We start from the raw sequence: 13,517 nt of genomic DNA on the forward strand, positions 1-13,517 counted from the left end.
TCAGCGCCGATGGTAGTTGGGGGTCTCCCCCTGTGAGAGTAGGACGTCGCTAGGCAACAGCAAGGCCGTCACCGAGTAAAATCGGTGGCGGTCTTTTTCTATTGGTCAAAAAAGACACGGGAAGAGAAAGAGATTATGTAGTTGATAGAGACAGTCGTCAAGGTAAATGGGTTTACTCTCATTCACGGGTGAAATACTCTCGGATAGGTGGTGGTTACTCTCGTTTAGCTGCTGTTTACTCTCAGTTAGACAAGGTTTATTCTCGTTCAGTGGGAATACTCTCGTTCGGGGAGCATTTACTCTCGGATAAGCCGAATTTATTCTCATTCGTGCGGGACTAAAAGGAGGGAAATATCCTGAGGCATTCTCCCCACCACAATTACTATCTAAATAGGAAAAACAAGTTTGGTGAAGGCATGGCCGATGCCTGCCAGTCTCCTAGATAAGTAGAAAATCCAAAATTCCACTCTATTCCGCAGTATCATAAATGTTACTCTCATTTACGGGAGGAATACTCTCGTTCGGGGAGCAATTCCTCTCGGATAAACTAATTTTAATCTCATTTGTGCCGGACTAAAAGGTAAAGGTAGAGGGAAATGGAGACTAATTCTAGATGTTAGGGAAATCTTCGTAGGATGATTTGTTATAGGTTACTCTTATTTGCTCGAGTTCTCTATTTGACATGACTATATATCCAACTTAGAATAGAAAAATACTAAAATTTTATAGAAAAGTCTAAATAAATATAAAATTTGTGGGTTCTTGACACTCATGGGTGTCGCTGATAACCTTGTAATAATATTCAAAACCGAGGAGGAAGTCATAGTAATGTGGGAAACTAAATTTCAAAAAGAAGGACTTACGTTTGATGATGTTTTATTGGTCCCAGCAAAATCCGAAGTATTACCAAAGGATATTAATTTATCAGTACAGTTAACAAAAAAGATTAAATTAAATATCCCGGTGATTAGTGCAGGTATGGATACAGTTACTGAAGCGAAAATGGCTATTGCTATGGCTCGTCAGGGCGGATTAGGCATTATCCACAAGAACATGAGTATCGAAGAACAAGCAGAGCAGGTAGAAACAGTAAAACGTTCTGAAAATGGCGTTATTACAGATCCATTCTATTTAACTCCTACGCATCAAGTATTCGATGCAGAGCATCTAATGGGTAAATACCGTATTTCAGGTGTACCAATTGTAAATAATGAAGAAGAATTGCGGTTAGTAGGAATTATAACGAATCGTGATTTGCGTTTCATCCAGGATTACTCTTTACCAATCAACGAGGTAATGACAAAAGAGCAGCTTGTTACCGCTCCTGTAGGAACCACATTAGAGGACGCCGAAAAAATTCTACAGCAATATAAGATTGAGAAATTACCGATCGTTGATGATAATGGAATTCTAAAAGGTTTAATTACGATTAAGGATATTGAAAAAGTAATTGAATTTCCAAACGCTGCAAAAGATCAGCATGGTCGTTTACTTGTTGGAGCTGCTGTAGGAGTGACAAGTGATACGATGATTCGAGTAGAGAAGCTTGTAAAAGCACAAGTAGATGTTATCGTAATTGACACTGCACATGGTCATTCAAAAGGTGTTATAGATACAGTGAAAAGCATTCGAAATGCATATCCTGATTTAGATATCATAGCAGGAAACGTAGCTACTGCAGAAGCAACGAAAGCTTTGTATGAAGCGGGAGCTGATATTGTAAAGGTCGGTATTGGACCAGGTTCTATATGTACTACTCGTGTTGTTGCGGGTGTAGGGGTTCCTCAAATTACAGCTATCTATGACTGTGCGACAGAAGCAAGAAAAGCTGGAAAAGCAATTATTGCAGACGGAGGAATCAAGTTTTCTGGAGATATCGTAAAAGCTCTTGCTGCAGGTGGACATGTTGTCATGCTTGGAAGCTTATTAGCTGGTACAACAGAAAGTCCAGGTGAAACAGAAATCTTCCAAGGTAGACGTTTTAAAGTATATCGTGGCATGGGTTCTATTGGAGCTATGGAAAAGGGATCGAAGGATCGTTATTTCCAAGAGGATGCAAAAAAATTAGTTCCAGAAGGAATCGAAGGTCGCTTGCCATACAAAGGACCACTTGCTGATACAATTCATCAGCTACTTGGTGGGGTAAGAGCAGGAATGGGTTACTGCGGTACTGGTACATTAGAGGAGCTTCGTGAAAACGCTCAATTTATTCGTATGACTGGGGCTGGCTTACGTGAAAGTCATCCGCATGATGTACAAATCACAAAAGAGGCACCAAACTACTCCATTTCATAAAAAGTAAAAGAGATAACGAACTTTTAGCACCCACCGGTCGTCCTCATATAGGCCGAATGGGTGCTTTTTAAATCCACTATGCTTTTTATGGACAAAGTATGATAAAATGGGCAATGATAAAATTAAAGATGGAGGTACAACAGTGAATAAAGTTTGGAAAACATCGATAGTGAAGTGGCTTATACTTCCGATGTTCCTAGTTTCTTTTGTATTTGGATTTTCTCTTAATGCAAATGCAGAAGATAACCTAAATTTGAATGTAGATGCAGCTATTCTAATTGACGCGGACTCTGGAAAAATATTATATGAAAAAAATGCGGACACGCCTCTTGGAATTGCAAGTATGACAAAAATGATGACAGAATACCTTCTTTTTGAAGCAATTGAAGAAGGAAAAATTTCATGGGATCAACAATATTCAGTTAATGAATATACATATAAAATTTCTCAAGATAGACGTTTAAGTAATGTACCATTACGTGAGGATGGTGCGTACAGTATTCGTGAATTATACGAGGCAATGGCAATTTACTCTGCAAATGGAGCTACCATTGCTATTGCGGAAACAATTGCAGGAACAGAAGATAATTTTGTTAAATTAATGAATGAAAAAGCAGCTGAAATGGGCTTGGAGGGTGCAAAGTTTGTAAACTCTACCGGCTTAAATAATGCTGATTTGCAAGGAATGCATCCAGCTAGCACAGGGGCTTCTGATGAAAATGTAATGCCTGCAAGCTCGGTGGCACGATTAGCTTATCTATTATTAAAGGATTATCCGGAAGTGTTAGAAACAACAAAAATTCCTAAGAAAACCTTCCGTGAAGGGACAAGCGACGCAATTAAAATGAGCAACTGGAACTGGATGTTACCTGGGCTAGTGTATGAGTATGAAGGTGTAGATGGCTTAAAAACTGGTACGACAGATTTCGCTGGACACTCTTTCACTGGGACTGCTACAAGAAACGGAATGCGTGTAATTGCAGTTGTGATGAAAGCAGTAGATGCTAATGGAGAAGGATCCTATGAGGCGCGTTTCGATGCTACAAGAGCATTATTTGATTATGGTTTTTCTCAATTCACAAAGGTAGATCTTTTTCCAGAGGGATATCAAATTCCTGGTAATGAAACATTAGAAGTTTTAAAAGGGAAAGAAAAAGAAGTAGCTATTGCAACAAAAGAGCCTATTTCCATGATGATCAAGCCAAGTGAAAAAGATCTGTACAAGGCTATTTTTGTCCCTACTAATGAGACAATAGAAGCTCCTATAGAAAAAGGGACCGTAGTGGGGAAAGTAAAAATAGAAAAAACAGAAGGCACGGACTATGGCTATATAATGGACAATGGTACTGATGTGGACGTAGTGACAACTGAATCAGTAGAAAAAGCTAGCTGGATTAGCTTGATGTTCCAAGGGATAGGTAAGTTCTTCAGTGGTCTGTGGTCAAGTACGACAGACTTTATAAGTGGCTTATTTTAAAAACTTAGGGTTATGGATATTTCCATAGCCCTTTTTTATTTGGTTAAGAAAAGAAAATTCTTTTATTTGTATGATTCCTTTATATTGCTTGGCTTTCTCCTTGTTTTATCTGAAGTGCCTCTATTAGCTCCTCAGGGAAAAAGGCTATTTTTCGAAGGATTCACTTGCCAAAACTTCAAACGTATAGTAAAGTATGAGTAATTTCATGAACTAAAAACGATGATAGGAAGCAGTAGCAAGTAAGTTTTTTGTAGAGAGTCAGCGGCTGGTGGAAGCTGATAGAGGCCCTTGTGAATCCGTCCTTGAGTTGCATAGCTGAATGAGTAGGCTATGGCCGGTTGAAAAGCCGTTATTTGACAAGCGGACTTACGAAAGTGAGTCAATCAGGGTGGTAACGCGGGTATGCTCTCGTCCCTTTTGGGGATGAGGGCTTTTTTGTCGTTTTTTTTACTAATTAAAGGAGGAATATTCATGTTAGATGTAAAATTTGTTCGAGATCATTATGAAGAAGTAAAAGCGAAGCTTGCAAAGCGTGGAGAAGATATCTCAGAATTTGATCAGTTCCAACCACTTGACCAAAAGCGTCGTGACTTAATTGCAAAAACAGAGGTATTAAAGGCAGAACGTAACGAGGTTTCTCAAAAAATCTCTCAAATGAAACGCAATAAGGAAAATGCGGATGACCTAATCGTTCGTATGCGTGAGGTTGGAGATGAAATTAAAGGGCTAGACGAGGAGCTAAGAGAAGTAGAAGAAAAGTTTGAGCATATGATGATGCGTATTCCAAATGTTCCTCATGACAGTGTGCCAATTGGCGATTCTGAGGATGACAACGTAGAAATCCGCAAATGGGGAGAGGTTCCGAACTTTGACTTTGAAGCAAAAGCACATTGGGATATTGTAACGGACCTTAAGATTGTTGATTTTGAACGTGCTGCTAAGGTAACAGGAAGTCGTTTTGCATTCTACCGTGGGTTGGGAGCAAGATTAGAGCGTGCTTTACTAAACTTTATGATGGACTTGCATTCTGAAGAACATGGCTATGAAGAGATGCTTCCACCGTATATGGCAAATCGCACAAGCTTAACTGGTACTGGACAGCTTCCAAAGTTTGAAGAGGATGCATTCTTGGTAAATGAAGAGGATTATTTTTTAATTCCAACGGCAGAGGTACCAGTTACAAACTTCTATCGTGACGAGATTTTAGATGGTGACCAGCTGCCACAAGCATTCACTGCTTACAGTGCTTGCTTCCGTTCTGAGGCGGGATCTGCAGGAAGAGATACTCGTGGCTTAATTCGTCAGCATCAATTCAATAAAGTGGAGCTAGTACGCTTTGTGAAGCCTGAGGAATCTTATGAGCAATTAGAGTTGTTAACAGGACATGCAGAGAAGGTATTACAGCTGCTAGGCTTACCATACCGTGTATTATTAATGTGTACTGCAGATCTTGGCTTCACGGCTGCGAAAAAGTATGATATTGAAGTTTGGCTACCAAGCTATGGAGAATATAAAGAAATTTCTTCTTGCAGTAACTTTGAAGACTTCCAAGCACGCCGTGCAGGTATTCGCTTTAGAAGAGAGCAAGGTGCGAAGCCAGAATATGTGCATACATTAAACGGAAGTGGTCTTGCAATCGGTCGTACAGTAGCTGCTATCTTAGAGAACTATCAGCAAGCGGACGGCTCTGTAGTAATTCCAGAGGTCCTTCGTCCATATATGGGTGGAAAAACTGTAATCAAGTAAAAAAAAGAACCATTAGCGTGTTCAAACACGTTTTTGGTTCTTTTTTTTCGCTCTTAACTCTCTAAAAAAATTTGTTAACAACTCGCCACATGCTTCCGCTAAGACACCCTCTGTGACTTCACAAGTATGATTAAATCGATTATCTTGTAGCAGGTGATATAGGGAATCAACACAACCAGCCTTCAAGTCCCTTGCACCGTATACTACTCGAGGAATACGTGATTGTAGGATGGCTCCTGCACACATAGGACAAGGCTCTAACGTAACATACATAGTAGTATCTTCTAAACGCCAGCTACCTACCTTATCACAAGCTTCTTGGATAGCTAGCATCTCTGCATGCGTGGTTGCATTTTGAGTTGTTTCTCGAAGGTTATGTCCTCTTCCAATAACCTCTTCTTCATACACAATAATTGCGCCAATCGGCACCTCACCCATTGCTTCCGCTTTTTTTGCTTCTTCTATTGCTAATGTCATGTATTTTTCATCCATTGGAGTCAACTCCTCTCGCATATTTTAGCATGTTTTGTAGATGGTATGCATAAGGTAATGCGAAGGAGTGATAAATTGATTTACGTAGTGAAACAAGGCGACAGCTTATATTCTATTGCGAAACAATTTAATACGAACAGTGCTACCCTTGCTTCTATTAACCGAATAGAAGATCCAGATGTGTTGGTGATTGGGCAGGCGTTAGTATTACCAACAACCCCAAGTGCTAGCAGACCACAAATCGAATCTAACTTATATGTAGAATGGTATACAGAAGTTCCATCAAATCAGGTAATTCAGCAGGTCGAGGATGTAGCGGCATATCTAACTTATATGATGCCGTTTACTTATGAAGTGAAAAGGGATGGAACGCTCAAGCCCCTTAATTGGGGTACACTAGGGGAAATTGCTCAAGCAAACCAAGTCGAGACAGTGGTTGTGATTGCAAACTTAGAAGAAGACGCATTCAGTGATACATTAGCCCATGAGATATTTACAAATGAACAGGTAAAGAGACGTGTGTTTACAGAAACGGTAGCAGAGGCAGAAAGAAGAGGAACCAAGCATATTCATCTGGATTTTGAATATATCATGCCCACGGATCGGGAAAACTATGTCGCTTTCTTAAGAGAATTTAAAGCGTTTGCTCCTAGTTATACTTTTTCTGTTAGTTTAGCTCCAAAAACTAGTGCTAATCAGAAGGGCAAATGGTATGAGGGGCATGATTACAAGGCTATTGGCGAGATAGTGGATTTTGTTGTTATTATGACGTATGAGTGGGGGTACAGCGGTGGTCCACCGATGGCTGTTTCTCCAATCGGTCCTGTAAGAAACGTGTTAGAGTATGCGGTTACAGATATACCAGCCAATAAGATTTTAATGGGACAAAATTTATATGGGTATGATTGGACACTTCCCTATAAACCGGGGAATCCTTTTGCGAGAGCCATTAATCCTCAGCAAGCTATTCAAATTGCTAGAGAAAGAAATGCTGCAATTGAATATGACACAAAGGCTCAGGCACCTTTCTTCCATTACTGGAGAGAAGGGAAGGAGCATGAAGTATGGTTTGAGGATGCAAGGTCCATACAAGCAAAGTTTGATTTATTAAAGGAACTGGGTTTAAGAGGTATTTCTTATTGGCATAGTGGCTTTTCTTTTCCGCAAAACTGGTATCTGTTAAATGACAATTTCCGAATTAGAAAAATTTAGGGTCTCGTTGTCTTTCTTTGGAAAGACAATTAGGCTCTATTTTTCATTTTCTAGCTATGCTAAAATAAAGGGTACGATTTGAAAAATTATAGTGAGGTTAAAGCTAATGTCTATTCCATTTATCACAGTAGAAGGTCCCATCGGGGTAGGAAAGACTTCCCTAGCAAAGGCGATTGCTGATACATATCAATTTGAATTGCTTAAGGAAATAGTGGACGAAAATCCATTTCTAAATAAATTCTATGAAGACATTGCAGAGTGGAGCTTTCAAACGGAAATGTTCTTTCTGTGTAATCGTTACAAACAGTTAAGTGATATTGAAAAAAAATACTTATCACAAGACAAGCCAGTGGCAGCTGATTACCACATATTTAAAAATTTAATTTTTGCCAAACGTACTCTAAATTCAAATGAATATAGCAAGTATGAGGATATCTATCAAATACTTACGAAAAATATGCCTGTACCTAATATGGTTATTTATTTGGATGCAAGTATTGACGTATTAATGGATAGAATTGATATGCGAGGAAGAGAATTTGAGAAAAAAATTAGCCAAGCTTATTTAGAGCAGCTTTCTGAAGATTATCGTATGTTTATCGATGATTTTGAAAAGAGCCATCCACATATACCGGTTTTACGCTTTAATGGCGATGAGATAGACTTTGTAAAAAACAGTAAAGATTTAGAAAATATCTTAGAAAAAGTTGATGCAACACTGCATAGAAGGAGTTTATAGATGAATTTAAGAGAAAAGTACGGTATTCCATCAAATGCTGTTATCACAATCGCAGGTACAGTAGGAGTAGGTAAATCTACGATGACAAAAGCATTGGCGGATGCATTGAATTTTAGAACTTCATTTGAGAAAGTAGATTCCAATCCATATTTAGATCGTTTCTATGAAGACTTTTCTAAATGGAGCTTCCATTTGCAAATCTATTTTTTAGCGGAGCGTTTTAAGGAGCAAAAAAGAATGTTTGAATATGGTGGAGGTTTTATTCAAGACCGCTCTATCTACGAGGATACAGGAATTTTTGCTCAAATGCATAAAGAAAAAGGGACAATGGAACCGGTGGACCATGAAACGTATACAAGCCTTTTTGAAGCAATGGTTATGACTCCATACTTTCCACATCCAAATTTGTTAATCTATCTAGAAGGATCATTAGATGATGTCATTGACCGTATCCATGAAAGAGGTCGACCTATGGAGCAGCAAACACCACTTTCCTATTGGGAAGAGATGCATGGGCGCTATGAAAAATGGATTGATGGCTTTAATGCTTGTCCTGTTTTAAGATTAAATATTAATGATTACGATGTGCTTCAAAATCCACAAGATGTAGAAGCTATTGTAGAACGAATTGGGCAGTTTATGGCACATACAACTTCATTACTAAAATAATAAGAAACTCTACGAGCCGATCCAATGATTAGCTCGTAGAGTTTTTCTATTTTTAAAAAGGAATAGATGGTTGAAAAAAGAATATATGATATAGAGGGGGGAGAAGATTGGAAGGAATAACTATTCGCAATGCAACTGAAAATGATGCAGAGCAAGTAATTTTACATGTAAGACAAGTGCTCAAAGAGAATGCTGATTTTATGGCAACAACATTAGAAGAATTTCATCCAACGCTAGAGGAAGAAAAAGAGTGGATTCGTCTACATGGGGAGCGGGGGCTCATGCTAGTAGTGGAAAGTGAAGGAAGAATTATTGGCCTTTTAAACCTCCAGCTCTCTGCTAGAGAAAAGTTTAAGCATCAAGGGATGTTTGGAATGAGTATTCAAGAATCATTTACAGGTAAGGGGATTGGCAGCTTACTTATCAAGAGGATGCTTGACTGGGCGAAAGAACAGGGAACTATCGAAAAGATATCGCTAGAGGTCTTCTCAAATAATAAGCGAGCGATACACTTATATGCTAAGAATGGTTTTAAGGAAGAGGGAAGAAGAGTAAAACAAGCGAAACTTCGCCCTGGAGAGTATGTGGACGATATATTGATGAGTAAGTTCATTGGATAAGAACAATAAACACTTCACGTATAGATGCCCTATAAGTAAACGAGGAATGGCGAGGAGGTAGCACCTCAGTAAATCTGCATTTGACCTTGTGGTGCAATGCGCTAGAACCAGACAAAAAAACCATGAATATAAATTCATGGAACAAAATAAAAAAGTATTAATATTCTGAAATATAAAACAAAAGAGAAATCCGTTACTTAATGTAACAGACTAATCTCCAATTTATGCGTGTGTGTTATATCAAAAAATGGAGGAGGAAGAGGGATTCGAACCCCCGCGCGGTTTGACCCGCCTGTCGGTTTTCAAGACCGATCCCTTCAGCCAGACTTGGGTATTCCTCCGAAGTACAAGAACTAATTTAACATGTATAAAAAACAAAGTCAACAAATTTGAAATACTTTCAAAGTGAAAGTATTTAGCATTTTTCCCTACCACTATATGAATATCTATCCATTGCTTTTTATAAAGAAAATAAGTATACTAGTTATTGCCGTGCTAGGTGGGAAGGTAGCGGTGTCTTGTAACTCGCAATCCGCTCTAGCGAGACTGAACTCCTTCTCTGAGGTTGAATACATGTAGGGTCTGGTCCTTGCACGTGATGTTGACATTTGGGTCCTGCGCAATGGGTACCCATGAACCATGTCAGGTCCGGAAGGAAGCAGCATTAAGTGGTGTTTTCTCATGTGCCGCGGGGTTGCCTAGATCGAGTTAACGACAAGGTTGCCGCTTATGTGTTTCAATCGAAGGAAGGTGCACGGCATTACATAACCTATTAACTCATTTGTCAGCTGACAAATGAGTTTTTTATTTGTTTAAGCTCCGGTTCTATGGAGCTGTTATCTGTTCTTTATGGTATAATGGAAACAGACTTGAAAATTTAGAGACAGGAGGGGAATTTGTTGTCGTATCAAGCTTTTTATCGTGCATACCGACCACAATCTTTTTCGGAAATGTCCGGCCAAACTCATATAAAGCAAACCCTTCAAAATGCCCTCCTTTACAATAAAACCACTCACGCGTATTTATTCTCAGGCCCAAGAGGTACAGGTAAAACAAGTGCTGCCAAGATATTTGCTAAGGCATTAAATTGTGAAAATGGCCCAGCAAAAGAGCCTTGTAATACCTGTGACACCTGTATAAGCATCACGGAAGGATCAAACCCAGATGTCATTGAGTTTGACGCCGCTTCTAATTCGCGTGTAGAGGAAATGCGAGATATTATTGAAAAGGTTCGCTTTGCACCTTCGAATGCAAGATATAAAGTGTATATCATCGATGAGGTGCATATGCTCTCTACGAGTGCTTTTAATGCTTTATTAAAAACATTGGAAGAACCACCTGCACACGCTGTCTTTATACTAGCTACTACAGAGCCGCATAAAATACCATTGACCATTATATCAAGATGTCAGCGATTTGATTTTAAACGAATCACCTCAAGCGATATAGTGGATAGAATGGTAGAGGTATTGACCGATGCAGGCATTGAGTATGATTTGGGCGTGTTAAAGATAATTGCTCAGGCTGCCGCAGGGGGAATGCGGGATGCGCTTAGTATGCTAGACCAGGTGGTTTCATTTAGTGGAGAAAAGATGACCATAGAAGATGCACTACTGGTTACTGGCTCTATTGGGCAAGAAGTCTTTTACCAGCTCGCTGATGCGCTACTGGAGAAAAATGTGGCAAGTGCTTTAAGTAGCGTCGAAAAGCTGGTGGAGGACGGAAAAGATCCTGTTCGTCTAACAGAGGACTTTATTACTTTTTATCGTGATTTACTTGTTTTACAAGTTGCTCCAGACCAAACAGAGCTCTTAGAAATAGCATCAGGAGATGAAGCTTTTCTACAATTAGCAAATAAGTTTCCAGTAGATGTATTATATAAGAGCATATCTATCTTGACTGATACACAGCAAGAGATGCGTTTTTCAAACCATGCGAAGGTTTATCTAGAGACAGCTATTATTCGACTCTCCCAGGTTTCTTCCAAGCAAAAGGCGGGAGTTGGTAGCTCAGATTTAGAAATGAAAATTTCTATGTTGGAAAGCCAAATTCAACAACTGCAGCAACAAATTGCTCAAGGTGTAGTAGCCCAAGGAAGTCCTGTTACTCAGGCTGATTCTCCAAAGAGACAGAGAACAAAAGCTTCCTCTGGTGTGAAAGTATCAAGTGGTCGTATCCAAGAAATCTTAAAGACGGCTACAAAGACTGATATTCAAGAGATTAAAGCACAATGGGCAAATATATTGCAGCAACTTCAAAAGTCACATGCAGCTTTATTAAATGATGCTGAGCCAGTAGCAGCATCTTCAAGTGCATTTGTGTTAAAATTTAAATACGATATTCATTGTCAGATGGCAATGGAAAATAAAACATTCTCCACTATATTTCCGCAGTTAATCGCCAACATAACAGGGAAAGTATATGAGATTGTTTATGTGCCAGAAGAAAGTTGGCTAAAGATTAGAGAAGATTTCATTAAACAGAATGGCTTAAAAACAGGAAACAGCACGGACAGCGCTGAGAACAACAATGCAGAGAATGAGGCATTGGAGCTTTTACAAGGACCTGAGGAGATTTCGGAAGATCCATTAATAGTAGAAGCAGAAAAGTTATTTGGAAAAGAGTTTGTAGAAATACATGATGACTAAGGAGGAAAATTAAATGCGTGGAATGGGTAATATGCAAGGTATGATGAAGCAAATGCAAAAAATGCAAAAGAAAATGGCTGAGGCACAAGAAGAGTTAGGAAACCAACACTTCGAGGGCGTTGCTGGTGGTGGAATGGTGAAAGTAACCGTTACTGGACATAAAGAAGTAATAGAGGTTGCACTAGACCCTGCTGTAGTAGATCCAGATGATGTAGAAATGCTTCAAGATTTAATTGTCATTGCAACAAACGAGGCAATGAAAAAAGCGGAAGAAACTGCGAACAGCACGATGGGACAATTCACGAAAGGATTGAACCTTCCTGGCATGTTCTAGGAGGAATAAATCATGCATTATCCTGAACCAATATCTAAGCTAATAGATAGTTTTATGAAATTGCCAGGGATTGGGCCGAAAACAGCGGCCCGTCTGGCATTTTTTGTCTTAACAATGAAAGAAGACACTGTACTAGATTTTGCGAAGGCTCTAGTAGATGCCAAAAGAAATTTAAGCTATTGTTCTGTGTGTGGTCATATCACTGACGTAGACCCTTGTAGTATTTGCCGGGACCATTCCAGAGATAAATCTATGATATGTGTGGTCCAAGATACGAAAGATGTTATCGCGATGGAGAAAATGCGAGACTATAACGGCCTCTATCATGTGCTTCATGGTGCAATATCTCCTATGGATGGGATAGGCCCAGAGGATATTAACGTTCCTTCTTTACTTAAAAGATTACAAGATACACAAGTGGAAGAGCTTATTTTAGCGACTAACCCAAACATTGAAGGGGAAGCAACTGCTATGTATATCTCCCGTCTTGTAAAACCATCCGGTATAAAAACTACAAGGATTGCTCATGGTTTACCTGTAGGTGGAGATTTAGAATATGCCGATGAAGTAACTTTATCCAAAGCATTAGAAGGAAGAAGAGAGTTATAAGGGGTTTTGAATTTGTTTTTTCGAAAAGGAAAACTAAAAAAAGAGTTTGACGATCAGTTCGTGGAATTAATGAAGGCAACCAAGGATGATTGGCAGCAAGCAATGGTAATAGAAGGTCATTTAAATGATTATGACTTAGATGCTATCGCAAAAAGAAAGATTGCGGAGAGTGTGCACTTCTATCTATATAAAGAAGCCAAGGTCAGAAACATTGTTATTAAATAGAATAATTAGTAGTACTAGCCTCATATAATAAGCACACTAATTTTATGGAGGGATACACATGAAGTTGACGATTATTATTTGTTCGGTGGTACTACTACTCTTTTTATTTTTAAAAAGCTCTTTTTCTTCTGTTTTTGAAGGAGTTTCTATTTTGTTGTTTAGATTAGGATTCTCTTTTTTAGTTTTATTCGGTGTTCACTTGCTTTTAGGGATGATTGGATACAGCATTCCTATAAACCTGTTCACAGGAGCTGTAGTGGCGGTATTAGGAGTGCCTGGAGTAGCGTCAGTAGTGGCTATTTCTATCTTTATATAATTTATATAAAAAAGTTTATAAAAAGTGTTGACTTATGAAATGAATGAGAGTAATATAGTAGAAGTCGCCGAGAGGTAATAACGACTTGGCAACACGATGAACATTGAAAACTGAACATGCAAAACGTCAAGATAT

At 39.0% G+C, this 13,517-nt stretch carries 13 protein-coding genes, 1 tRNA gene, 1 other RNA gene and 1 other annotated feature; of the genes, 13 read left to right on the forward strand and 2 right to left on the reverse strand.

Annotated features, from left to right (window positions below; all coding sequences use genetic code 11):
• The first annotated feature begins 828 nt into the window (after nt 1-828).
• The 3 genes from guaB to serS all read left to right on the forward strand — a co-directional run bounded on the left by guaB (nt 829) and on the right by serS (nt 5,518).
• Nucleotides 829-2,295 (forward strand): IMP dehydrogenase, encoded by a 1,467-nt coding sequence (guaB, locus tag AC1VU3_RS17370; protein ID WP_480390690.1) that lies wholly within the window; start codon nt 829-831, stop codon nt 2,293-2,295.
• 142 nt (nt 2,296-2,437) lie between these two features.
• The gene (locus tag AC1VU3_RS17375) at nt 2,438-3,772 is read left to right on the forward strand and encodes a serine hydrolase (RefSeq protein WP_482984166.1); all 1,335 of its coding nucleotides are present in this window, start codon (nt 2,438-2,440) and stop codon (nt 3,770-3,772) included.
• 210 nt (nt 3,773-3,982) lie between these two features.
• Nucleotides 3,983-4,191: a binding site (T-box leader), on the forward strand.
• Between the two features lie 52 nt (nt 4,192-4,243).
• Nucleotides 4,244-5,518 (forward strand): serine--tRNA ligase, encoded by a 1,275-nt coding sequence (serS, locus tag AC1VU3_RS17380; RefSeq protein ID WP_480390692.1) that lies wholly within the window; start codon nt 4,244-4,246, stop codon nt 5,516-5,518.
• Nucleotides 5,519-5,539: 21 nt separating this feature from the next.
• On the opposite strand, the gene tadA is transcribed toward serS, so the two are convergent.
• Nucleotides 5,540-6,010, reverse strand: a complete 471-nt coding sequence (gene tadA, locus AC1VU3_RS17385; RefSeq protein WP_482984167.1) for a tRNA adenosine(34) deaminase TadA — start codon at nt 6,008-6,010, stop codon at nt 5,540-5,542.
• 75 nt (nt 6,011-6,085) lie between these two features.
• Between tadA and AC1VU3_RS17390 the strand changes: the two genes are divergently transcribed.
• The 4 genes from AC1VU3_RS17390 (at nt 6,086) to AC1VU3_RS17405 (ending at nt 9,250) form a co-directional block, all read left to right on the forward strand.
• Nucleotides 6,086-7,222, forward strand: a complete 1,137-nt coding sequence (locus tag AC1VU3_RS17390) for a glycosyl hydrolase family 18 protein (RefSeq protein WP_480390694.1) — start codon at nt 6,086-6,088, stop codon at nt 7,220-7,222.
• A 106-nt stretch (nt 7,223-7,328) separates the two neighbouring features.
• Entirely contained in the window at nt 7,329-7,961 is a 633-nt protein-coding gene (locus AC1VU3_RS17395; protein ID WP_480390695.1) for a deoxynucleoside kinase, read from the forward strand.
• The gene (locus AC1VU3_RS17400) at nt 7,962-8,630 is read left to right on the forward strand and encodes a deoxynucleoside kinase (protein ID WP_480390696.1); all 669 of its coding nucleotides are present in this window, start codon (nt 7,962-7,964) and stop codon (nt 8,628-8,630) included.
• Between the two features lie 107 nt (nt 8,631-8,737).
• Nucleotides 8,738-9,250, forward strand: a complete 513-nt coding sequence (locus tag AC1VU3_RS17405) for a GNAT family N-acetyltransferase (protein ID WP_482984168.1) — start codon at nt 8,738-8,740, stop codon at nt 9,248-9,250.
• Nucleotides 9,251-9,498: 248 nt separating this feature from the next.
• On the opposite strand, the gene AC1VU3_RS17410 is transcribed toward AC1VU3_RS17405, so the two are convergent.
• Nucleotides 9,499-9,591, reverse strand: a tRNA-Ser gene (locus AC1VU3_RS17410).
• 149 nt (nt 9,592-9,740) lie between these two features.
• Here AC1VU3_RS17410 and ffs point away from each other — a divergent pair.
• The 6 genes from ffs to AC1VU3_RS17440 all read left to right on the forward strand — a co-directional run bounded on the left by ffs (nt 9,741) and on the right by AC1VU3_RS17440 (nt 13,382).
• Nucleotides 9,741-10,008, forward strand: an RNA gene (gene ffs, locus AC1VU3_RS17415) — signal recognition particle sRNA large type.
• Between the two features lie 141 nt (nt 10,009-10,149).
• Entirely contained in the window at nt 10,150-11,898 is a 1,749-nt protein-coding gene (gene dnaX / locus AC1VU3_RS17420; RefSeq protein WP_482984169.1) for a DNA polymerase III subunit gamma/tau, read from the forward strand.
• Between the two features lie 13 nt (nt 11,899-11,911).
• Nucleotides 11,912-12,232 (forward strand): YbaB/EbfC family nucleoid-associated protein, encoded by a 321-nt coding sequence (locus AC1VU3_RS17425; RefSeq protein ID WP_480390699.1) that lies wholly within the window; start codon nt 11,912-11,914, stop codon nt 12,230-12,232.
• Between the two features lie 12 nt (nt 12,233-12,244).
• Nucleotides 12,245-12,841 (forward strand): recombination mediator RecR, encoded by a 597-nt coding sequence (gene recR / locus AC1VU3_RS17430; protein WP_480390700.1) that lies wholly within the window; start codon nt 12,245-12,247, stop codon nt 12,839-12,841.
• Nucleotides 12,842-12,853: 12 nt separating this feature from the next.
• A complete protein-coding gene (locus AC1VU3_RS17435) occupies nt 12,854-13,066 on the forward strand; it encodes a YaaL family protein (RefSeq protein WP_480390701.1) in 213 nt (70 codons plus the stop codon).
• Nucleotides 13,067-13,124: 58 nt separating this feature from the next.
• Entirely contained in the window at nt 13,125-13,382 is a 258-nt protein-coding gene (locus tag AC1VU3_RS17440; protein ID WP_480390702.1) for a pro-sigmaK processing inhibitor BofA family protein, read from the forward strand.
• Nucleotides 13,383-13,517: the final 135 nt, after the last annotated feature.

This window comes from Psychrobacillus sp. Z16_25 (assembly GCF_056856695.1).

Coding starts and splice junctions, on each gene's coding strand:
- AC1VU3_RS17400 (WP_480390696.1), top strand. CDS start 7,962: ATGAATTTAAGAGAAAAGTACGGTATTCCATCAAATGCTGTTATCACA.
- tadA (WP_482984167.1), bottom strand. CDS start 6,010: ATGGATGAAAAATACATGACATTAGCAATAGAAGAAGCAAAAAAAGCG.
- recR (WP_480390700.1), top strand. CDS start 12,245: ATGCATTATCCTGAACCAATATCTAAGCTAATAGATAGTTTTATGAAA.
- AC1VU3_RS17395 (WP_480390695.1), top strand. CDS start 7,329: ATGTCTATTCCATTTATCACAGTAGAAGGTCCCATCGGGGTAGGAAAG.
- serS (WP_480390692.1), top strand. CDS start 4,244: ATGTTAGATGTAAAATTTGTTCGAGATCATTATGAAGAAGTAAAAGCG.
- AC1VU3_RS17425 (WP_480390699.1), top strand. CDS start 11,912: ATGCGTGGAATGGGTAATATGCAAGGTATGATGAAGCAAATGCAAAAA.
- guaB (WP_480390690.1), top strand. CDS start 829: ATGTGGGAAACTAAATTTCAAAAAGAAGGACTTACGTTTGATGATGTT.
- AC1VU3_RS17440 (WP_480390702.1), top strand. CDS start 13,125: ATGAAGTTGACGATTATTATTTGTTCGGTGGTACTACTACTCTTTTTA.